This window comes from Ignisphaera cupida (assembly GCF_030186535.1).
GTDB lineage: Archaea > Thermoproteota > Thermoprotei_A > Sulfolobales > Ignisphaeraceae > Ignisphaera > Ignisphaera cupida.
In genome coordinates this window covers 360,945-381,533 of the sequence record NZ_JASNVW010000001.1, presented here as the reverse complement: position 1 = coordinate 381,533, position 20,589 = coordinate 360,945, and the positions used below count along the sequence as shown (strand labels likewise).

Genomic DNA, 20,589 nt, shown 5'->3' with positions numbered 1-20,589 from the left:
TTCACAATCTCTTTTCACTTTTCCTCAGCTTCTGCTCCCATCGAAACCTCCACAAACCCCTTCCAAAAGACTCAACAACTATTTCAAACTCCTCTGCAAGCATATCGCTTATCAATGGTTCATCACCTAGTGGAGAAACTATAACATCTACTTCAACCTCCTTCGATTCAGCATCCTCAGCCACAACCTTGGCAAAAGCTTTTTCTAGGATAGAACCAAGCTTTCAAAGGTCCTCCTGCAGTTTCCAAGGTTACTTCAATAGCATCTTCTGGCGGCCAAAGACCAAGGGCTTTAGCAATGCTTATTGGTATTAACAGCTGTGGTGTAGGGGCCTCGAATCCGCTATTAAGAAGTGCTATAGTCTCTATAGCTTTATTCCCTATCCGTATCCTTAGCTTCAATCTTACTGCCGTACTCAACACCCTTGATTCTTCCAATTCTAGTAATGACATTAAATCTTATTCTGCCTACGAAAATCTTTTTGCTTTTCTCCATAGCACAATCCTTTTCCAGTAATTAAATTGTGAAACAATTTATTATCTTATTCTTTGCTAAAAAGATAATAAATGTTTTGTGTAAAATCAAATGCAAATGTGATATACATGAACTTAAATTTAAGAGAATCTATGGTTAAAGCAGTTGTTGACGGTTTACGTAAAGCCGTGGTGTATCTCCCTATCGATGTTAAAAACGCTCTTAAAAAAGCTTACGAAGAAGAGTCATCTCTTGCTGCAAAAGCTCATTTAGAAGCCATTCTCAAGAATGTTGAGCTTGCAGAAAGGCTTGGTGCACCACTTTGTCAGGATACGGGAATAATAACATTTTATGTTAGGTTGGGGGCTAGGTTCCCAGGTATTCAATACATTGAAAGTGTTTTAGTTGAAGCCACACGAAAAGCTACAGTGGAAATTCCTTTGAGACCAAATAGTGTTGATCCTTTCACTGGTCTTAATAGTGGTGACAATACTGGAAGGTTTGCTCCTGTAATTATTTGGGATGGTGTTAACCTGGAAAGTGACTCTCTTGAAATTGTTGTTGTGCCTAAGGGTGGAGGCTCAGAATATGTTTCAACACTTTATATGGCTGTTCCAAGCAAAGGAATTGAAAGCATTGAAGAAGCTGTTCTTGATGCAGTTATCAAGGCTGGTGCAATGCCCTGCCCTCCAACAATTATAGGTGTTGGAATTGGTGGAACAGTTGACTTGGCTATGCACCTGGCTAAAAAAGCTGCTACTATTAGGAAAATTGGGTCTAGACATCCAAACCCATTTGTTGCAGAACTTGAGGAAAAGCTACTTAGAATGGTTAACGACCTTGGCATAGGAGCTATGGGCATGGGTGGAAAAGCTTCAACAGCACTTGCTGTACATGTAGAATATGCATATAGACATCCAGCAACATACCCCATAGCAATAGCATTTCAGTGCTGGGCTGCTAGAAGAGCATTTATAACTATAAAGCCTGATGGTAGCTACACCATAGAGCAGTAGGTGTTATTGTAATGGGTGATGTGTATAAGCTTGTAACCCCCTTGACAGAGAATGATATTAGAAAACTAAATGTTGGAGACATTGTTTATTTGTATGGAGTAGTCTACACAGCTAGAGATGCTGCACATAAGAGGATAGTGGAGTATATAAATAGGGGTGAGAAGCTTCCATTTAATTTAAGCAATGGAGTTATTTATCACTGTGGTCCTGTTGTAGTTAAGGAAGATAATAGTTGGAGAGTTGTTGCAGCAGGGCCTACAACCAGCATGAGAATGGAGTTATATGAGCATGAGATTATCAAGAGGCTTGGGGTTAGAATGATTATTGGGAAAGGTGGTATGGGGTCTAAAACTGTTGATGCTTGCAAGAAACATGGCGCTGTTTACACCATTTTTACAGGAGGTGCAGCTGTTTTAGCAGCTCAGGCAATTAAACGTGTTATAGATGTTTACTGGCTTGATTTGGGCATTCCAGAGGCTGTGTGGGTTTTTGAGGTAGAGAATTTTGGGCCTTTAACCATAGCCATTGATGCTCATGGAAGAAATGCTATAGACGATGTGCTAAGAAGTGCTGCTGAAAAAAGGAAAAGCTTTGTTCAGTTATCTACGCAGCATTTTTACAATATTGAACATAGAGAATTAATATAAGCAATAAGTTTTTACATTGAGTACTTCCATGTGTAAACTTATGGATAATCTCGTTATAGTTGCCATTGTTTTAGCATTAATTATGGGTATTGTTTCATTTGTCCCTACACTTAATCATGAATGAGCATAAAATGATTGAAATGAAAGTGTAGAGACAAACAGTTACAAGAACTCTGATCATAGTTTTGTCAATATCGTTTTACATACGTACACTAATACCAGTTCTCACAACAGAGAAGCTGGTTTTGCCTGTAATATCAGAAGCTATGCAAAGTTTTGAAGCAACAATACTTGCTTTAAGCACGTTCATGAGACTAAGGTAAATACCATGGCAAAGACCAAGAGAAGTCGTATAGAAATTGTGTATGAAATTCTCAAAACATTATCGCAAGAGGAGTTATTGCCAACAAGATTGGCAATGTTTGTTAATGTACCTTATGATAGACTTAGTGACATCATAAATATTCTCAAGAAGAAAAAGCTTGTAGAAGAAGTAGAGGTTGAGAATAACTGAAAAAGGTTTTGATTTGCTTGAAGAATTGGAGAAAGTATTGAAAACGCTAAAAGAATATGGAATTCTATAAAAAGAGTTTACTCAGGCAATTCTTTAACTGCTTACAGCAATGCTTTTAACCTTAGCTACCAACTTGGAGACGCCTTGGAAAAATTTGTGAGTATTTAGGATAAGGAATTGTAATGGATTAGGCTGGCGAGGGTGGTGTAGTTATAGTGGTGAGTGGTGTTGGTTGTGCTTGACTTGCCTTGGCAATGCTGTCTCCCAGTGCTATGTAGAGTAGTATCCATGCTATAAACCCTGCTAAACCTATGAATATTGCTATTATAAATAGTATTCCTGCTGCTAAGTATAGAACATTCTTTTCAAGTTCGTTTAGCTTAAAGCATAGTATTATTAGCCCTATGTAGCCTAGTATTAACATTATGTAACCAATTACTATAATTGGTATGCCTATGACTATAAATATTGTAAGAAGCCCTATTAACAACACTATTAAGCCATAGAACAAGCCAATCTTAATAAGCGAAGAAGCTGTGGAGAGCTCCGGCATAGCCTTGGCAAGCATGCTAACACCAGGTATGAAATTGCCCCACAAACCTATTAAAGCAATGACTAATCCAATAGCAAAAATAATCACTATTGCAATGGCAAGACCCATTATAGCGCCAATACCATGAAACATTCCTCGTGTCGCAGTTAATGCAAACAAACTAAACATGCCAAACACAACAGATGATAGGCCTATGCCTATCAATAGCCAAGCTATTATCAGATATAGCACTCCTTTCCTCATAGATTTATATGCTTCAACAACAGGATTTTGAATCAGTGCCACAGATTACCCCACTACATATATTCATAATGTAGAAAATAAAAATTTATGAAAAGTATGCTTTCTTTCAATTGCAGAAATAACGGCTTTGTTTGAAGAAATTCTAAGCTAGAGAAAACTATGAATATTCACCTTCAGTTATCAGTTATAAGTTAAAGCTTTATTTGTTCATATCAAGCTAATTAAATTAAACCAATAAGTGGTTGTGAGAGTAGGGAATATGCAAGTATATTGAAAAGAAGGGTCAAAGCTTTTCCCATGTAAAGCGAAGAAAGTTTTTGATACTGATTTAGCTATGTTCTTTATCGAACAAGCTTTGCAATTATGTGTAAAGGCTGTTTACAATGAATTGTTCAGTGAAAGGTTAAAAGGTCATAGATTAGGGGAGTTGCTTGCCATACTTATTAGATCTTTGGAGCTTCATGGATATTATTAGTATACAACTGAAGACTTTTTTATAGTATTTGAAGAAAGCACATGCTATGAGCAGATATGGTAATGTAAAGCACACGCTTTAGTGATATAAAGCTGTGTTTGTCTTTAGCTACAGAGCTTGCGAAAATTCTTGAAGAGGTATGCAAAGGTGTTAAGTTAGATTAGGTATTGCATTGCTTTGATCATTTGAAAATGTGAAGAAAACATATTGAGAAAATAAGCAAGCGTATGAAAGACTTGATTCAAGAAGCTGAGGTCTATGTTATTGGAGGTATTGTAGAAAACCAACAACAATCTATAGTAATATAGCAAATAGATGTGCTTATTGTTTTAAACAGCATTGACATAAATGCTAAGAAAAACTTGTAGCTAACATACTTGAAAGCACCATAGATGCGCATTAACATTTTTATTTTGCTGCAGTGGACTATAGCAGAGTAACAATATTGTATGTCATGAGGTCTATTAAATGGTTTTTAACTTGTTTTTTAAGAGAAAGAAGACATTTGGTGTTGGGGATAAAGATATGAAAAATTTAGAAAACGACATGGTCGTATCCCCCACAGAGCTTGTTGATAATGTGTTAAACCTGCTGACAAATAGATATGGCATAAGCAAGTATGCTCTCATTAGTTTTTTGTACGTATTGAGATCATCTAGTTATGGTTATGCTAATTTTGGGTATGATGGTTATGAAATTACTTTTCACAGAGGATACAATGGCTTAAGCATTGAGGTCGAGCGTAAAGTAGGTGATCTGGTTCAGCGTATTGAATATATGTTAGATAAGTGGCTCATCAACCAGATAAATATTTTGAATAGAGATGTTGAGCAGGCAAGCAGCTCTATTGACGAGGTTATTGAAAGATTAAAGCAGATGAGGGAGAGGATAGGCGAGCAAGAATTCAACTACATTCTATCACTACTAAACAGTACAAGAAAACTCTTAGAACAGCTAAAGACATAGGTTTATTGCATTCACAAACATTTTAGTGAAATAACTAAAATCATATAATCATTTAACAAAGTTTAAAGTATTAAAAATATGATAGCGATTAAGAGTTAATAAAGATTCATATGTTGAAACCTCATTCATCAAAAGAATGCAAAACATAGGATCATTTTAGATTCTTCACTATTAACTAACTTTTTACATTATTTCTCTTCGTCATGTTAGTAATTATATTTTGTTAGAATATTTATTGGTTAATCTTGTGGTTAAACATATAAGTTAGGTATGCATGATTTGTACTAGGTGTAGATTATGTATCAGGATGTTATTAAGGTTCATAGAAAGGGCATTATTGTTTTACCTAAAAGTGTCCGTGAGGCTCTAGGGATTGAGGAGGGATCTCTCTTGATGCTGGAGGTTAAGGGTGATAGAATTGTACTAAAACCACTTGATCTTTGGGAGAGAGTCTGGAAGTGCTGTATTGGTAGTGCTGAGGAGGCAGAGAATGAGCTAGATCTTGAGGAGAAAGAATATTGGGAGAAGAGAGAAATATAAAAGCAGTTATTATTGACACATATGCAATACTTGCTATGGCCTATGGAGAACTTGGGGAGAAAGCTGAGGAGATTATGCTGAGGATTAGAAAAGGAGAAATCACAGGATATCTGCCTGCCACAGTCGTTTATGAATTATATGTTCACTGGTTAAGAGGCAGGATCCCAGTTATCAAAAGTAAAGAAGAGCTTAAAACCTTTGTGACAAGATACTTCAAAGTAGTAGAGCTAAGACTAGATGACTATATCGAGTCTGCTAAAATAAAGGTTGAAGGCGATAAAATTCTCAAAGAAGTTTCGGAACTAGCAGGTAGATCGCTAAGCATTGTAGATTCAACATTAATATGGCTAGCACAAAAGCTACATATACCCATCGTAACAGGAGACAAAGATCTAATATATGTCGCTAAAAAGATAGGGATAGTCACAATATGGTAGCAAGTAACTTGGAAAGATATCAAATAGTTAAGTATTCCTAGATACCTCACTCATTTCTAAGTGTTGAATATTACAAAGAAAGCCATGGGTATAGGAGCTTTATACCATAAATTTATGAAGAAAATGATAAAAATCAAAGAATCTTTCTATGATCTACCACACTTCGAAAAGTAACTAGCATTATATTAAAATTCATATGAGCTATTGAATAGAGAACTTGCAAATGTGCTTGATGCTAGAAAAAAGCAGATTTAAAATTCAAGTAGGAGTTAGTGAAATTAAATCCCTCTAAATTAGATCTCTTCAGCTAATATGGTAAATTGCACAATTCCGAAAATCCTCTCGACGGGATTCAATCAGCTGAAGAAGCAATTAGATGTTAGAATCCATAATCTTATTTTTACACTAACTTCTTCAGAAGTTCTTTAGATGCTTTGTGGAATAATGAAAATATGCTTAAATCCATTTCTATAAAGTAGCATCTGCAAATAATCAATTAAATCCTCACAAACCAAGCCGTGGAACTGGAGATCATTATGAAAACAAGTCTTGAAGACATAGACATAGATAAACCTAGAATAATACAAGTTCTATTGTAGCCAAGTTCATTCTTAATATACGAACTACACTTAGTGTCATCATTTAAACTTGGACATTAATCATTCTAAACTGATCATTATTCAAATCTTAGTCCGACCATGAGTTTCCTGACTTATCCATAAGTTAAGATCTATAGGGGAGGATATTAAGGTTTTCATGAAGAGAAATGTTTTGAGTAGCGGGCCCGCGGGGATTTGAACCCCGGACCACCGGCTCCGAAGGCCGGCGCTCTGTCCTGGCTGAGCTACGGGCCCATTTATCTTTTTATTTATTATAGACTTTTTATCTTTTGGTTATTTTTACTGTTTTTGGTGATGATAGGTCCGCTACTGATTTGTGATGTTAGAACCCGAGTCTGACGCTATTTATATAGGTATAATGTTTTAGTATGTGTTTTACATGATTGTTACTAGCTCCATACAAAGCGTTTATTACTTTGCTGGCACTTTTAGTATTACTGGGGGATTTGTGTGCTTAGAAAAGCTATTTTTCCCCTTGGGGGTTTGGGTACCAGGCTGTACCCCTTAACTGTTGAGACTTCCAAAGCTGTTATTAGGTTTCTTAATAGGCCTTTGATAGAGTTTACAATTGTTAAGCTTGCTAATCAGGGAGTTACAGAGTTCTATATGGGTGTGAGTGGCTATTTTAATTATAAGGAGGTTTATGATTATTTTGGTGAGGGTTTGAAGATTAGACTTAAGTATGGTTTTCCAGATGTTAGAATAAGGTATCAGCCTAACGAGGATAGTATTGGTAATGCTGATAGTGTTAGAATTATTATGGAGTATTACGATATTAAGGAAGAAGTTCTTGTTGCTCAAGGTGATTTGCTATTCGATATTGATTTAGCCAAGTTCTACTCTAGTCACAAAGAGAAATCAGCATTCATGAGTATAGCTGTTAAGTTTTTAGATGATGCTAAGGAGATTAGACATTTTGGTGTTGCTGATTTAGATAAGGATTGGAGAATAAGAAAATTTGTTGAAAAGCCAAAGAGCATTGAAGAAGCTCCCAGCAGGTATGTGAATACAGGTGTGTACATATTGTCAAAGGAATTTAGAAACTTTATATCATCACCAAAGGTGATGGAGTATAGAGAAAGAGGTTTAATGGATTTTGGACAGCACATAATACCTCTTGCAATAGAGAGTGGACTACCTGTTTACGCATTTGAGTTAAAGGGCTACTGGTTCGACATAGGAACTCCAGAGAGGTATCTCGAGGCTGTATTCTACATGCTTAGAAATCTACCTCCAGAAGAGTTAGAGGCTAAAATGCTAACAAGAAATGTTAAGGTTCAGGGAAAAAGCAAAGAGTCTATGGAGCTACATAAGCAAATACTTCAAAACATTTTGTCTGGAAATATCAAAGTAGATGGAGATAATCTAATAGGTCGTCACGTTAAAATAGGAAAAAATGTTTCGCTTGCAAATAGTGTTGTAGACAATTACACTATAATCAATGATGGTGTTTCCATACACTATAGTGTTGTTATGGATAGATGCAGAATTGATTCTGGAACAGTAATTTCCCATAGCATAGTGGGTAGACATACTAAGATAGGTAAAAATGTTAGAATAGAGAATTCCGTAATTGGTGACGATGTTATTGTAGGTGATGGTTCAACACTTAGAAATGTTAAGATATGGCCTCACAAAGAAATTCCAAGCAATGTACACATAGAGAATATAGTGATTAGGTAAAGCTAAACAATTTTTATACTATTCAAAGTTTTGTGAAGTTCCTCAAGCCAAGTCTTTATAACTCTTGGATTCCAAAACTCTGTCCACCAATAATCACTATCTATAGCGTGGTACAAAGCCCAGTAAGCTTCTTTAATATCCTTTGTTTCTCCAATCAATTGCTTATATATCTTGAGTCTCTGATAAGCTTTTTCAATTTCAAACCACATATATCTTTGTTCGTTCAATTCACCATCCCATTTGTGGAAACTGTTTACCCACGAATTTGTTGGAATATACAAAATCTTTCTACAGCTATCACCACAAGTCTTCACAGCTTCATAACCAGTTAAACTTTTTAAGAAGCCTTTCTCTTGCAAGGTATTGATGTATTCATATAGCTTTACAAAGTATGGATAGGTGTTTTTAGGATACTTAGAGAATATCATCCAGTTTTCACCATCTAAAGCAATTGTTACAAAGCCTCTTCTACTAACAATGTTGAGAACTGTGTCTAGTGCTGCTTTCAAAGCTTCTACTCTATTAGCAAAGTTGTTTCTAAAGCCTATCAAATCACTAATTGCCTGATCTCTAAACAAAATCTTGATTCTCTTCCCATTACCAACAAATTCGTAGGGCTCGTAAATAGTTGTTTTATCTCCTATAGCTCTAGTGAAATGGCTTTTTCCACAAAGAATGGTATACTCCAAACCCATATCAGCATAGATAGAGCCAAGCCTGTTATGCCAAGCCATTTCAGGTGTCCAAACACCATGAGGCTCAAAACCCGCGACCTCTTTTGTTATCTCCATTCCCAATCTTAGCTCATCTCTAATAACCTCCTCCATATCAAATCTATGAATTAAATACCCCAGGATGGTGTGTGCATATACAGATGTTAGAATCTCTATGGAGTTTTGATTTGCAAGCTTTTTATAGAGTTCAAGAGTTTCCTTAATAAGCTCAATTCTTCTATCGCTAGGCAAAATCCTTTCCCCATTCTCCATTACATAGCCTCTTTCAATAGCTTCTCTCCACTGAGCTAAAAGACTTGGAGAGAGATTAACAGTTGTTTTAACTTTTGGAAACATTTCATAGACTTTTGCATGAATATAGTAAGGACCTCCCAAGGCATATGGCTCAAACAAATTGTAAATAACCCATTTAAATGGATAGTCAGCAAAATAGGCACCACTTGGTAAATAATTTGGTGGTTGGTGATTATGCCAAACAATAACTAGATTAACAAGCTTTTGAACAACACCATAAACAGAAAGGTTTATATTTTCAGAAGCCTCCTCACCACACCCCCTAACCTTGGCAAAAAGCCTTAAAACATACTCTGAACTCTCAGCACGTGGTATTTCAAATACAAACTGTGTAGAAACCTCAACACCACCCTTCACTTTCCTCAAATCAGAAAAAACTTTTCTCTCACTATTTGAAATAACGAACTTGGATTCAAAAGAAACCTCAAATTCTTCACAAGGAACATCTCTATAGATAACTACATCGACCTTTGCTGCTTCGCCATAGACATAGATTGGTGAATTAGGTATTATAGCAATGTCCAAGGCACTCCCACGTCACAATATGTTTTTGTTATCATGATTTATAAAAACTGCACTGTTTAAACCAATAACCCAAAGCTTAAATATTTTTAAGAAGTTTCACAAAATGACAATTACATCCTATGGAGTAGTTAATGTGAAATCGTGTGGTAGCGTAACCCATATTTACCACAGTCTACGTATTTGTTAAGCGATTTAGCATGCAATGGCGTAAACTATCTGTAAGAAGTGGAGACAGAAAAGTAGAGGTTTACATATTTCAGGAAAAAGAGAATGTATATAGAATTAGGATTGATGATAGAGAATACATTGTTGAGGTTACTAGAAAAAGCTTTGCAGTATCTAATACTTATCCAAGAATAGAGTTAAGACCAGGAGAACTGGTAGTAGTAGCTGAGATACCGGGTAGAATTGTTGATGTTTATGTGAAGGAGGGTGATTTTATCAGCGAAGGCAATGCAATTGTGGTTATAGAGTCCATGAAAATGGAAATAGAGATTACATCGCCTAGAAAAGGTGTTGTAGAAAAAATCTTTGTTTCAAAAGGATCTTTTGTAAATGTTGGTGATCCATTGATAAAATTGAGGGAATTGAACCAGTGAAACAATGTTTAAAAAAGTGAATTAGATTTAAATATAATGAATTATTTACTTGTTTACTTCTTTGCCTTTTTCTCAGCCTTCTTCTCTTCCTTTTTCTCAGCTTTCTTCCCAGGCTTCTTGGACATATTGTCACACCTAAACTTATTTACCTTTATAAATAGTGTAACTTAAATTTTTGTAACATAGGCTAAAAATACAGAGATCTCCTTTTATACGCATGACAAGAATGTAATTATGTTTTATAGAACATCCACATGATAAACAATTTTTATATCATGAGATGCAAGCTTTTCCAGAGCATTTTTCGAAATATAGATTGTTGCTATTCCAAATACCTTACTATCTTTAGACTTAATCAATGCATTAACGGCTTCAAATTTGTCTAGGTCTATGAGAATAAGGTCTGAAAGAAACACCTTCTTCTCTTCCTTCACACAATTTCTTGGATATATCAACATCTTCATCTTTTTTGATGCAGTGGAGTAATATGAGATAACTTTTATGAGCTCTGGATTTAGGTTTTCATTTGGTAATGGAATACAAAGATCTGCACCCGTTTCATTGCTTACCAATGTAGCTAATGTTGAAGCTTCTTGAGACAGTGAAACAACAACATCTATATCGAAATTCTTCAAACTAGCAGCAATTTTTAGTGCATATAGCTCTAGAAACCCCATGTTCATTGAAAGACTATATGGATTTGACCTAAACTTTTTAGCTTCATTGGCAAGAATTTCATCAACTATTCTAAGCTTTGCTAACTTTGTAGAAATGCTTTCAACAACCTCCTCACTTGGCAACCCAATTAAATTTACATATTTCCACAAGCTTTGAAATGGAACATCGAGTACTTGTTCAAGATCTCTTAAGCTAAAGAATCTGTTCAATGCTTTTAGGATTTTAACTATTGTAAGTTTTTCTGTATATCCAAAAACTTTTTCAGACATTGAAAAAACTCCACCAGACCTTACATAAAACTTTGTTTGAAAAAGAAAAAGAGTTTTTATGGTGTTCTAATGTTGCTGAAAACCCATCTGAGGTCTGGAGGATTCTTTCTAACAATATTTTCTTCGTATAGGCCTTGTGCTATAAGTGGAAGAGCTATTGTTGCATCAACATAAACAACTCTCTTCTTAGCTTTTGGAGATACCTTCCCCCAGCTAACAGCCTCTTCTAACGTGGCACCTGAGAGACCACCCCACTGTGGAGCATCCATAGTTATTTGAACAACATACTCTAGCGACTTGTATGTTTCCACACCTGTTTCCATACCTCCTAGAAGTGTTTGCATAACAGTTACTAGATTCACATAGTCTTTGGGAACACCACCACCTATGTAAATAGCAGACATTTTCTCTGCTTTTCTACCAATTTCAACAATTTGATCAAAGTCTTTAACCATATCAAGTACTATGTTATGCCCCTTTTCCCTTATTGCAAGAACAGCTGCAACACCATAGCCGCTATCAACAAGAGCTGGTGAGAATACTGGAACCCCTGCTCTGTAAGCTGCTGATACTATACAGTCTATTCCTTTGCTATTCAAGTACTTGCCAAAGAGATACAAAAATTCTGCTGTTGAGTATTGAGAACCCTTTGGAAGGGTGTATATAAATTCTTTTATGAGATTCTCCATTTTTCTATAGTCAAGCTCACTTGCAAAAACATCGTAAAATCTATCAATTTTATATCTCAAAAGCTCTGAATCATCAACATTTGGAGAGCCTTTGTAATAGCTAAACCCCATAGCCTCATAGATATCCTCTGAAATATTTGCACCTGTAGAAACAACAACATCAACATATCTTTTCTCAATCAACCACTTAATTATCTTCCACATACCCGCGGTACTCATAGAACCTGCAAGTCCTAGGAATATTGTGTTGTTTGGATCCTTAATCATCTCAACTATAATTTCATATACCTCTCCCAATGCTCTACCCTGATAGGCTGTGTTTGCCATATCTCTAAGAAGTTCCTTAACATCTCTTCTCTCTACTTCAAATGTTTTCAATTTTTCAACTAGGTATGGATTCTTATACTCATCACTCATTCTGCTTTAGCCTCTAGACCTTGTTTTTGCGATGAGAAGAGTAGGTTAATAAACCTATTACACTATTCCTATTTAATTGCAGCTAAGTGATTTTGTGCTGAAAACTTTGTGAAGGTCACTAAAAATGGTTGATGTTGTGTTCATGTTCGAGTTGCATCAGCCGTATAGGCTTAGAAAGGATTTGCTTAAACACATGCTTTTAAATGGTATTAAAAGAGGTTTGACATTTAGTGAAATGTTTGATTTGATATTTGATAATGAGGTTAATAAAGAGGTTTTTGTTAGAGTTGCTGAAAGGTGTTATGTTAAAGCAACTAAGATTCTTTTGGAGTCTGTAAAAAGTGTGAGAAAATCTGGCAAGGATTTCAAGTTTTCTATGAGTTTAAGCGGAGTTTTAATTGAGCAAGCATTGAAGTGGGATAAAAGAGTTGTTGATGTTATTAACGAGGCTGTTTTAGAAAATGTTGCTGAGCTTGTTGAGCAAACATATTATCATAGCTTGGCCTCATTGTTTTCCATAGACGAGTTTATTGAGCAGCTAGAGCTTCATAAGTCATTGATAAAAGAGGTTTTTGGTGTTGAGCCAAGAGTTGCTGAAAATACTGAGTTCATATACAATAACGATATTGCATGCACACTAAATAGACTTGGCTATGATGTGGTGCTAACAGAAGGTGTTGAGAGAGTACTTGGTTGGAGAAGCCCAAACTATGTCTATAGTGCTAGAGGTTGCAATGCTAGAATTTTGATGAGAAACTATAGACTTAGCGATGACATAGGGTTTAGATTCTCAGATAGAAGCTGGGATCAATATCCATTAACAGCTGATAAATATGCTTCTTGGCTTTCCAAAACCCCTGGGGATGTCATATTGATTGCAATAGACTATGAAACGTTTGGTGAACACCACCATCCATCGACAGGAATACTAGAATTTTTGAAGTGGCTACCAATAGAAATCGCTAGGCATGATAACATAAATGTTGTATCACCATATGAAGCTGCTTGTAGAAATAAACCAAGGGATGTTATTGATGTAAGTTTTTGGGAAACCATTAGCTGGGCTGATGAAAGGGATTTGTCTGCGTGGCTAGGGAATGATTTTCAGAAAAAGCTATTTGAATATTATGCAAGTCTAGAGCCATATGTTAAAGCAATTGGTGGTGAAGCTCTAAAAATTTGGAGAACACTTGGGTCAAGCGATCATTTATACTACATGGCTACAAAAACAGGTCCTGCAGGTGATGTTCACAACTATTTCTCTCCCTATAAGGATGTTGTAGTTGCTTACACAACTTATTTAGAGGCTTTAGCAATGTTTGCTACAATGATTCTAGAGAAAATATCCTCAGAACCCAGTAAATATGCAAAGAAAATTGTTCTTCCAGGTAAAAAGGCATTTCAATTTTACCAAGCACCTGGAAAACCATTGCCATATAGAGCAAGGTGCATTACAGAACTAGCGGCACTTGTTCAAATAGTTCCTGAAGAGTCTTTGGTTTATCACATTCTTAGAGGAGATCTTGCAAGATGGTTTAGAGAAAATTTCTTTCTAGAGAATGTAGCAAGAGAGTTGGAAGATCTTGGAGCTTTTGTGAAGCAGGGAGTAGTGGAAATTAGTAAGTTAAGGGAGTTTGTGCTGAAAATTCTTTCAAAGATATGAGCTTTCAATTCTTTTACAAAACCTTAAGATATGTTGACAAGTTTTGAAATCACCATTTTTAAACTGATTTTAGTAATGACTAAATCATTGTTTCTAGGAGCAACTCAATACTACGATTTTTAGAAAGTCTTATTTAGCACCGAAATACCTGATTTAGATGGTGTTTTAATGGATTTTGTGAGGAAGGAGATAGAGGAGCTTAGAAAAAATATTGAGAAAGCTAAACTTGGAGGAGGTATAGAGGCTATAAACAGGCAACACGCAGCAGGCAAACTCACTGCTAGAGAAAGACTTGAGCTGCTTTTTGATAATGGTGTGTACACAGAGTTTGACATGTTTGTAACTCATAGAGCTACGGAATTTGGTATGAGTGAGAGAAGGGTTTTTGGAGATGGTGTTGTAACAGCATTTGGAAGGGTTAGTGGAAGAAATGTTATTGGAATTGCTCAAGACTTTACATTTATGGGTGGTTCTGTTGGTGAAATGCATGCAGCTAAAATTGTTAAGGCAATACAGTTTGCATTAAGTGTTGGTGCTCCTGTTATTTTTCTAAATGATTCTGGTGGAGCCAGAATACAAGAAGGTGTTGACTCGCTTAAAGGCTATGGAGAAATATTCTACATGAACGTTATGGCATCTGGTTCAATACCACAAATAGCTGTTATAATGGGGCCTTGTGCTGGTGGAGCAGTATATTCCCCAGCTTTAATGGATTTCATAATAATGGTTTCAAAAACATCATATATGTTTATAACAGGTCCAAGAGTGGTTAAAGCTGCTATTGGCGAGGATGTTACAGAGTATGAGCTTGGCGGTGCTGAGATACAAGCTAGTAGAAGTGGTGTTGCACATTTTGTTGCAAGAGATGATAAAGAGGCTATAGAAATTGTTAAAAAGCTTTTATCGTATTTACCATCAAATAGTTTAGAGCTTCCACCAAGAATAGATGTTGGTGATGATCCTCATAGGACTGAGCCAGCATTGAATAATATCATTCCAGAAGATCCTGCAAAACCTTATGATATGCATGAAATAATAAATGGTGTTGTAGATAGAAACACATTTTTTGAGGTTCAAAAAGATTTTGCAAAGAATGCTATAGTGGGTTTTGCAAGACTCGATGGTCATTCTATATGTGTAGTTGCTAATCAGCCTCTTTACTATATGGGCTCTCTAGATATAGACTCATCAGACAAAATAGCAAGATTTGTCAGATTCTGCGACTCATTCAATTTGCCCATAGTGACTTTTGTTGATGTTCCAGGTTTTGTGCCTGGAACATATCAAGAGCACAGAGGTATTATAAGACATGGAGCAAAAATTATTTATGCATATGCCGAGGCAACAGTACCTAAATTAACTATTATTGTTAGAAAGGCTTATGGAGGAGCCTACATAGCTCTTGGATCAAAACATCTTGGAGCAGATTTTGTTGTTGCATGGCCAACAGCTGAAATTGCTGTTATGGGGCCTGAAGCAGCTGCTGAAATTATTTGGCGTAGAGAGCTTCAATCCTTAAAGGATGAAAAAGAGCGTGAAGAGCTATTGAAGAAACTCGTTAGTGAGTATAAACAGAAACTTACAACACCTTACTATGCAGCTTCTAGAGGATATGTGGATGCTGTGATAGAGCCTTCGGAAACAAGAAAGGTTTTGGTAGAGGCTCTAAACTTCTTCTTAACAAAAAGAGATATAAGAATGAGACCACCAAAGAAACATGGTTTGATACCACTCTAAAGGTTTTTTGGCAATGCTTTTTGAGGAAATAATTAATGATAGCTATATTGTTAAGCAGGTTGAGCATTTCAAAATTTTGTCTTCTATAGAATACATTGTTGAAAATACTCTAGAAGAGAATGAGACTTTAGAAATTTGTATAAACAATTTATTTAATCATGGAACAATCCAAGTTTATATACCTAAGCAAAGTGGGTTATGCAATTATGTAGAGAAGTTTTTTGGAAGACATATAGAGTTTATTTGCATTGACTCAATAAAATGTACAAACAACAACTTATCATCTTCGTTGAAAACACTATGCAAAAATTTCTATGTCGCTACACAGAGACATCTATACAAGTATCTCTTTGAGGATGTTGAGTACATGGAGATTGTGTTAAAAAGTGGAAAAGCAGTTATTGTTCAAGGCTTTGAAAAAAGTGTTGCAATTCCCCAGATACGAGATGTTATATTCATTGCACATACACACCCCATTGGATATCCACCTATTCCATCTAAAAAAGATTTGTACTCTATGAGAGATCTCATTGCTGAGAGGGGTATTGGGGGATGCATATATAGTACCAAAGGCTCTTTTTGTATGTACAGAACTGGTATACCAACATGGAAAGACTATGAGCTATTAACAATTGCTATAAACAGGTATGAGAAAATTGAAGATATTTGCACTATATCTTCAAACATTAAATGTTTTGTGAATTACTTTGGATAGTATTTAAGCAGCTTTGAATTTGTATAGATATAGATTTCCACATAGTCCTCCAGCATACTTGTTTTGATTTTTGGCATTAAAACCTCTTCTACTTGAAAAAGCCCAGCTGCATCATCCATGTAAACAGATACTTTGATAGGTCTTGAAAAACCTCTATCGATTTCAATACGCTTTATACTTAATGCAGAAACAGCATGCATATCGATTTTGCCAAGTTTATATGGTATTCTAGCTCTTCCCTCAGCCATGTCAAGCCCATCAGCAATTTTAGTAATTCCACATTCAATAGTTAAACACTGCACATTGTATTCTGTTGAAAATATTATGTGCATAACTTCTTGCCTTAACTCCACAACCCTTCTCTTATCAAATCCTAATTTACTCAAAACCCTATTTAAAATGTCCTTAGCTAGCAAAGCCCCTACAAACTCATGCTTAAACCTGTGAACAGCATTTCCAATATCATGCATATACCCTGATAACAATACAACGAGCTTTACCTCATCAATATTTTTTGTAATTCCATCTCTAATAGTTGTAAACTCAACTCCACTGCCACTAAGTATATCAGTCATTTCCAAGGCGGCTCCCGCAACTATTCTTGCATGTGTTATCCCATGATCGTTGTATTTAAGCCTTGTAACAGCCATTACATTGCTCATTTTTAAAAGTATTGAAAGCTCTTCATCACTTTCAATTATTTGGTGAGCCTCCTTAAGTAAACTCGATGACAAAATATGTTGATTAATTAGGTTTGGGGATACAACAACCATGTCTAATCACAGCAACATATAAAAATTTGTGAAGTGCTTTAATTCTTTGTGGTTTTGGATATGGTTGATAGGAGAAGTGTTGAGGAGCTGATAACAAAAATTGAGTCAGAGCTTGGAATAAGCAATGCTGTTATATTTGTGAGAGGAAAGCCCATGTGTAGCGAGGTTCGATGTATAACAGTTTTTGTTCAAGATTTTGAATCATTTGAAAAAGCCTTAATTGCATTAGTTAGGCAAGGAATTTCAACTGGTGGGTTACCAATAATTGTTGTTGAGAATGAGAAAATGGATTCTGTAGACTATTGGATAGTGGACTACATAGATGGTCTAATGATTATTTACAGTACTAGCAGAAAATGAACATTGATTTTCAATAGTTTTTTCTAATTTGCTTAAGAGCATTGAATAAAAGATTACTTTTTTCAAATCATCTTCACTATTTGCAATAAACATACATGCTGTTGGTGGTAGAGGTATCTCAACTTTTCTAATCCTACATATTGTAGCAACATATACACCCTTCCTAGATGTTTTTTGAATAAGCACAACAGCATCATCAATTGGTACATAACCTATCACCCTCATAGAAACTGGAAATACTTTAACAAGACCCAGTTTAGACAAAGTCTTTTCATTTTTCTCGCATTTGAAAATAGATTTTATTTCAAGTGTTGTATAGCCTTTGATTTTCTGAAAGCACATAGCCTTCTCTAAATCATCTATGAAAATCCTTATCGTGTTGTTGAAGGTATTTACAGAAAACTTTTTTGAATCAATACCACACTCTCTTAAAATTCTCGCTGCTTTTACAAGACCAAAGGATTCTTCAACAGCTATGTTAGCAATTATGAAAACCATTCTCTACTCACAATTCAGATCTTTAAAAAGCAGTTATTGCCAAGATTTATGTATGGTTCTTCAGGTACCCCAAACTCTATTTTAGTAATTTTATGTAGATTCTTAATATCTTTTGAGAATACTTGCAACTCTTTTGGCAAATACAGAGTTGCTTTAAGTTCTTCACTAAATCTAATGTTTCTATCCTTCTTAAACTTCCAAATACTGCTATTTAAATTCATAACAATGTCAAATAATTTGCTAAGCTCATTTGCATTACCAGGCAAAGGAACTTTGTTTGGATAAGTCTCTAAGTGTATAGAGGTATTCTTGTACATGCTTCTCCATATATAGTCTGTGACAAAAGGCATTATAGGTGCCAACATGAGCAATATACCTCTCAACACAGTATGCAATGTGAAGTAGGCACTTCTCTGTTCAGATTCTGTATACTCATTTGCTACATTATATGCTCTAGCCTTAACCATCTCTAAATAGTGATCAGCAAAAACATCCCATGTAAAATGGTATATCTGATTAATGGGTTCGTAAAAGTCCATATTTTCAAAACCTTTTCTAACAACATCTACAACATTGTTTAGCTTTGCAAGAATTGCAACATCAAGAGGATGCAACTCTTCAACACTTTCAACTATTGGAAATGCTGAGACAAATCTTGCTATGTTTAAAAGCTTTGTTACAAACAAAGACCCTGTTTTAATCATTTGCTCTGAGAATCTATAGTCACTACCAAGTTTAGATGCTATAGCACTCCAAAACCTTAGTGCATCAGCTCCAAACTTCTCTATATAAGGCTCAGGATATATAACATTCCCCTTGCTTTTATGCATAGCCTCACCTTTTTCATCAAGCCCCATTCCACTAACCCTAATATAATCAAACGCGACTTTTCCATACAATTGATAGACTCTGAGCAAGCTATAATAAAGCCACGTTCTTATAATGTCATAGCCTTGAGGTCTTAAAGCCTTTGCTTCACCTCTAAGATACATGCTGAATACGTTGGGATATTTTGTTGCACCAGCAGCATATAAAACAGATATTGATGAGTCGAACCATGTATCAAACACACGTGTTTCCCCAACTAGCTCATTTTTCGATGCTCCACAAACTGGGCATTTATCCCAAGGTGGTGGGTCTTTCCATGGCCTGTAATACTTTCCAGGCTCTGGAACAAGTATTGAACCACATTTTCTGCATTTCCACACAGGTACCTCTGTGGCGTAGTATCTTGTTTTTGAAATTGGCCAATCCATTGATATAGACTCTATCCAGTTGATTAACTTAATTCTATGCTCTTCAGGTAGGAATTTAACCTCCTTAGCAATTTTTAGCATAGCATCTTTAAACTCTAGTTGCTTAAGAAAATATTCTCTCATATGAATAATTTCTACAGGTGTTCCACAACGCCAGCAAACAGGTACATTCCTCTTAATCTTTTCAATTTTTAGAATATGTCCTTTCTCCTTCAACATTTCAACAATTTTCTTTCTAGCATCTCTAATACTCAATCCCTTCAACAGCTCATCAACTAATTTACCTCTTTCATCAATGCTTATTCTAGGCTTTAAACCAAGCTCTCTAACTATTCTAACATCTGTTTGATCTCCATAGCTACAAATCATCATAATGCCTGTTCCAAATAATGGATCAACAGAGAGATGCTCAATAATATCAATTTCATGATTATAGAGAGGTACAATCGCTTTCTTATTTCTTAAATGCTTATATCTTGAATCATTGGGGTTATATGCTAAAATAAGACATGATGCTAAAAGCTCTGGTCTTGTAGTTGCTATAACCACCTCTCCACCATCTTTTAAATGAAATTTAATGTAGTATAGTTCTGCATCCTCCTCCTTATACTCAATCTCAGCTTCAGCAAGAGAAGTACCACATCTAGGACACCACAAAACCGGTCTTTCTGCCTCATATATTAACCCTCTTCTCCACAATTCTATAAATGTTGATTGCGTTATCTTTCTATACTCCTCACTATCAGTTCCATTTCTCCAATATTCAAATGAACATCCAAGAGCTCTCCAAAGACTTATAAACTCTTTCTCAACATTGTCTAAATGCTTTTTACACAAATCTAAGAAGCTCTCCCTACCCTCAACTGTTTTTGCAACTTCATGTGGATTTACACCATATGTTCTTTCCACAAAAACCTCAACAGGCAAGCCATTTCTATCAGCATAAAATGGTACAAGAACATTGTAGCCAAGCATTCTAAAAGCTCTTGCAACCATATCTATTTGAATGTAGTGTGCAACTTGACCCACATGCGGCTTGCCTGAAATGTATGGTGGTGGAGTATCTATTACCAAAACTGGTTTAGATGGATCGAAGTTGAACTTGAATAAACCCTCCTTTTCCCATTGTTCAACAAGGCTTTTCTCAATTTCCTTTCGCCATCTAACATCACTAATTTTTGGCTTAAATAGTTGTGTTCTTGTTTCTCTTACTT

At 35.6% G+C, this 20,589-nt stretch carries 23 protein-coding genes, 1 tRNA gene and 1 pseudogene; 14 read left to right on the top strand and 11 right to left on the bottom strand.

The genetic code is table 11. From position 1 onward, the window contains the following. Window position 1 precedes the first annotated feature (1 nt). From QPL79_RS02210 to QPL79_RS02200, 3 genes are read right to left on the bottom strand one after another with little or no spacing between them, the layout of a single operon-like run. Window positions 2-184 (bottom strand): hypothetical protein, encoded by a 183-nt coding sequence (locus tag QPL79_RS02210; RefSeq protein WP_285273150.1) that lies wholly within the window; start codon window positions 182-184, stop codon window positions 2-4. After that, window positions 177-419, bottom strand: coding sequence for a hypothetical protein (locus tag QPL79_RS02205; protein ID WP_285273149.1), 243 nt, complete (start codon window positions 417-419; stop codon window positions 177-179). The genes QPL79_RS02210 and QPL79_RS02205 overlap by 8 nt, the downstream gene beginning before the upstream one ends. After that, window positions 373-495 (bottom strand): hypothetical protein, encoded by a 123-nt coding sequence (locus QPL79_RS02200; protein ID WP_285273148.1) that lies wholly within the window; start codon window positions 493-495, stop codon window positions 373-375. Before QPL79_RS02200 ends, QPL79_RS02205 begins: the two co-directional genes overlap by 47 nt. 107 nt (window positions 496-602) lie before the next feature. On the opposite strand from QPL79_RS02200, the gene QPL79_RS02195 reads away from it, so the two are divergent. The 4 genes from QPL79_RS02195 (at window position 603) to QPL79_RS02180 (ending at window position 2,651) form a co-directional block, all read left to right on the top strand. Next, window positions 603-1,490 (top strand): fumarate hydratase, encoded by an 888-nt coding sequence (locus tag QPL79_RS02195; protein WP_285273147.1) that lies wholly within the window; start codon window positions 603-605, stop codon window positions 1,488-1,490. Window positions 1,491-1,501: 11 nt separating this feature from the next. Further along, window positions 1,502-2,137 carry a FumA C-terminus/TtdB family hydratase beta subunit gene (locus tag QPL79_RS02190; protein WP_285273146.1) on the top strand — a complete coding sequence of 212 codons (636 nt, stop codon included), beginning with the start codon at window positions 1,502-1,504 and terminating at the stop codon, window positions 2,135-2,137. Between the two features lie 185 nt (window positions 2,138-2,322). Further along, entirely contained in the window at window positions 2,323-2,460 is a 138-nt protein-coding gene (locus tag QPL79_RS02185; protein WP_285273145.1) for a hypothetical protein, read from the top strand. Between the two features lie 5 nt (window positions 2,461-2,465). After that, window positions 2,466-2,651, top strand: coding sequence for a winged helix-turn-helix domain-containing protein (locus QPL79_RS02180; protein WP_285273144.1), 186 nt, complete (start codon window positions 2,466-2,468; stop codon window positions 2,649-2,651). Window positions 2,652-2,838: 187 nt separating this feature from the next. Here QPL79_RS02180 and QPL79_RS02175 read toward each other — a convergent pair whose 3' ends face one another. After that, window positions 2,839-3,489, bottom strand: coding sequence for a DUF973 family protein (locus tag QPL79_RS02175; protein ID WP_285273143.1), 651 nt, complete (start codon window positions 3,487-3,489; stop codon window positions 2,839-2,841). Window positions 3,490-3,778: 289 nt separating this feature from the next. Between QPL79_RS02175 and QPL79_RS09260 the strand changes: the two are divergent. From QPL79_RS09260 to QPL79_RS02160, 4 genes and pseudogenes are all read left to right on the top strand, one after another. Then, window positions 3,779-3,922 (top strand): annotated as a pseudogene (locus tag QPL79_RS09260) (HEPN domain-containing protein); the annotation flags it as partial. 480 nt (window positions 3,923-4,402) lie between these two features. Next, on the top strand, window positions 4,403-4,888 hold the full coding sequence (locus QPL79_RS02170; protein ID WP_285273142.1) for a methionine--tRNA ligase: 486 nt from the start codon (window positions 4,403-4,405) through the stop codon (window positions 4,886-4,888). 297 nt (window positions 4,889-5,185) lie between these two features. Beyond that, window positions 5,186-5,428, top strand: coding sequence for an AbrB/MazE/SpoVT family DNA-binding domain-containing protein (locus tag QPL79_RS02165; protein WP_285273141.1), 243 nt, complete (start codon window positions 5,186-5,188; stop codon window positions 5,426-5,428). Continuing rightward, complete coding sequence (locus tag QPL79_RS02160; RefSeq protein WP_285273140.1) at window positions 5,407-5,865, top strand: PIN domain-containing protein; 459 nt, start codon at window positions 5,407-5,409, stop codon at window positions 5,863-5,865. The genes QPL79_RS02165 and QPL79_RS02160 overlap by 22 nt, the downstream gene beginning before the upstream one ends. A 779-nt stretch (window positions 5,866-6,644) precedes the next feature. Here the strand turns inward: QPL79_RS02160 and QPL79_RS02155 are convergent. Beyond that, window positions 6,645-6,719, bottom strand: a tRNA-Arg gene (locus tag QPL79_RS02155). A 216-nt stretch (window positions 6,720-6,935) separates the two neighbouring features. Between QPL79_RS02155 and QPL79_RS02150 the strand changes: the two genes are divergently transcribed. Continuing rightward, window positions 6,936-8,168 (top strand): nucleotidyltransferase family protein, encoded by a 1,233-nt coding sequence (locus tag QPL79_RS02150; RefSeq protein ID WP_285273139.1) that lies wholly within the window; start codon window positions 6,936-6,938, stop codon window positions 8,166-8,168. A gap of 2 nt (window positions 8,169-8,170) precedes the next feature. Here QPL79_RS02150 and QPL79_RS02145 read toward each other — a convergent pair whose 3' ends face one another. Beyond that, window positions 8,171-9,721 carry a glycoside hydrolase family 57 protein gene (locus tag QPL79_RS02145; protein WP_285273138.1) on the bottom strand — a complete coding sequence of 517 codons (1,551 nt, stop codon included), beginning with the start codon at window positions 9,719-9,721 and terminating at the stop codon, window positions 8,171-8,173. A 197-nt stretch (window positions 9,722-9,918) separates the two neighbouring features. On the opposite strand from QPL79_RS02145, the gene QPL79_RS02140 reads away from it, so the two are divergent. Beyond that, the gene (locus QPL79_RS02140) at window positions 9,919-10,320 is read left to right on the top strand and encodes an acyl-CoA carboxylase biotin carboxyl carrier protein subunit (protein ID WP_285273137.1); all 402 of its coding nucleotides are present in this window, start codon (window positions 9,919-9,921) and stop codon (window positions 10,318-10,320) included. A 239-nt stretch (window positions 10,321-10,559) separates the two neighbouring features. Here the strand turns inward: QPL79_RS02140 and QPL79_RS02135 are convergent, their stop codons facing one another. Both QPL79_RS02135 and QPL79_RS02130 read right to left on the bottom strand, forming a co-directional pair. Then, window positions 10,560-11,267 carry a hypothetical protein gene (locus tag QPL79_RS02135; RefSeq protein ID WP_285273136.1) on the bottom strand — a complete coding sequence of 236 codons (708 nt, stop codon included), beginning with the start codon at window positions 11,265-11,267 and terminating at the stop codon, window positions 10,560-10,562. 56 nt (window positions 11,268-11,323) lie between these two features. Continuing rightward, a complete protein-coding gene (locus QPL79_RS02130) occupies window positions 11,324-12,373 on the bottom strand; it encodes a deoxyhypusine synthase (protein ID WP_285273135.1) in 1,050 nt (349 codons plus the stop codon). A 124-nt stretch (window positions 12,374-12,497) separates the two neighbouring features. On the opposite strand from QPL79_RS02130, the gene QPL79_RS02125 reads away from it, so the two are divergent. The 3 genes from QPL79_RS02125 to QPL79_RS02115 all read left to right on the top strand — a co-directional run bounded on the left by QPL79_RS02125 (window position 12,498) and on the right by QPL79_RS02115 (window position 16,488). Continuing rightward, window positions 12,498-14,036: a glycoside hydrolase family 57 protein gene (locus tag QPL79_RS02125; protein ID WP_285273134.1), complete on the top strand. Its 1,539-nt coding sequence runs from the start codon at window positions 12,498-12,500 to the stop codon at window positions 14,034-14,036. Window positions 14,037-14,204: 168 nt separating this feature from the next. Further along, window positions 14,205-15,773 (top strand): acyl-CoA carboxylase subunit beta, encoded by a 1,569-nt coding sequence (locus QPL79_RS02120; RefSeq protein ID WP_285273133.1) that lies wholly within the window; start codon window positions 14,205-14,207, stop codon window positions 15,771-15,773. 13 nt (window positions 15,774-15,786) lie between these two features. Next, window positions 15,787-16,488, top strand: a complete 702-nt coding sequence (locus QPL79_RS02115) for a hypothetical protein (RefSeq protein WP_285273132.1) — start codon at window positions 15,787-15,789, stop codon at window positions 16,486-16,488. Here QPL79_RS02115 and QPL79_RS02110 read toward each other — a convergent pair. Then, a complete protein-coding gene (locus QPL79_RS02110) occupies window positions 16,476-17,261 on the bottom strand; it encodes an HD domain-containing protein (protein ID WP_285273131.1) in 786 nt (261 codons plus the stop codon). The two genes, QPL79_RS02115 and QPL79_RS02110, sit on opposite strands and share 13 nt — an antisense overlap. Before the next feature lie 60 nt (window positions 17,262-17,321). Between QPL79_RS02110 and QPL79_RS02105 the strand changes: the two genes are divergently transcribed. After that, window positions 17,322-17,621, top strand: coding sequence for a hypothetical protein (locus tag QPL79_RS02105; protein WP_285273130.1), 300 nt, complete (start codon window positions 17,322-17,324; stop codon window positions 17,619-17,621). Here QPL79_RS02105 and QPL79_RS02100 read toward each other — a convergent pair. Together QPL79_RS02100 and QPL79_RS02095 are read right to left on the bottom strand one after the other, a co-directional pair. Next, a complete protein-coding gene (locus QPL79_RS02100; RefSeq protein ID WP_285273129.1) occupies window positions 17,589-18,119 on the bottom strand; it encodes a hypothetical protein in 531 nt (176 codons plus the stop codon). The genes QPL79_RS02105 and QPL79_RS02100 overlap by 33 nt on opposite strands. 14 nt (window positions 18,120-18,133) lie before the next feature. Then, entirely contained in the window at window positions 18,134-20,551 is a 2,418-nt protein-coding gene (locus QPL79_RS02095) for a valine--tRNA ligase (protein WP_350309066.1), read from the bottom strand. Between the last annotated feature and the right edge of the window lie 38 nt (window positions 20,552-20,589).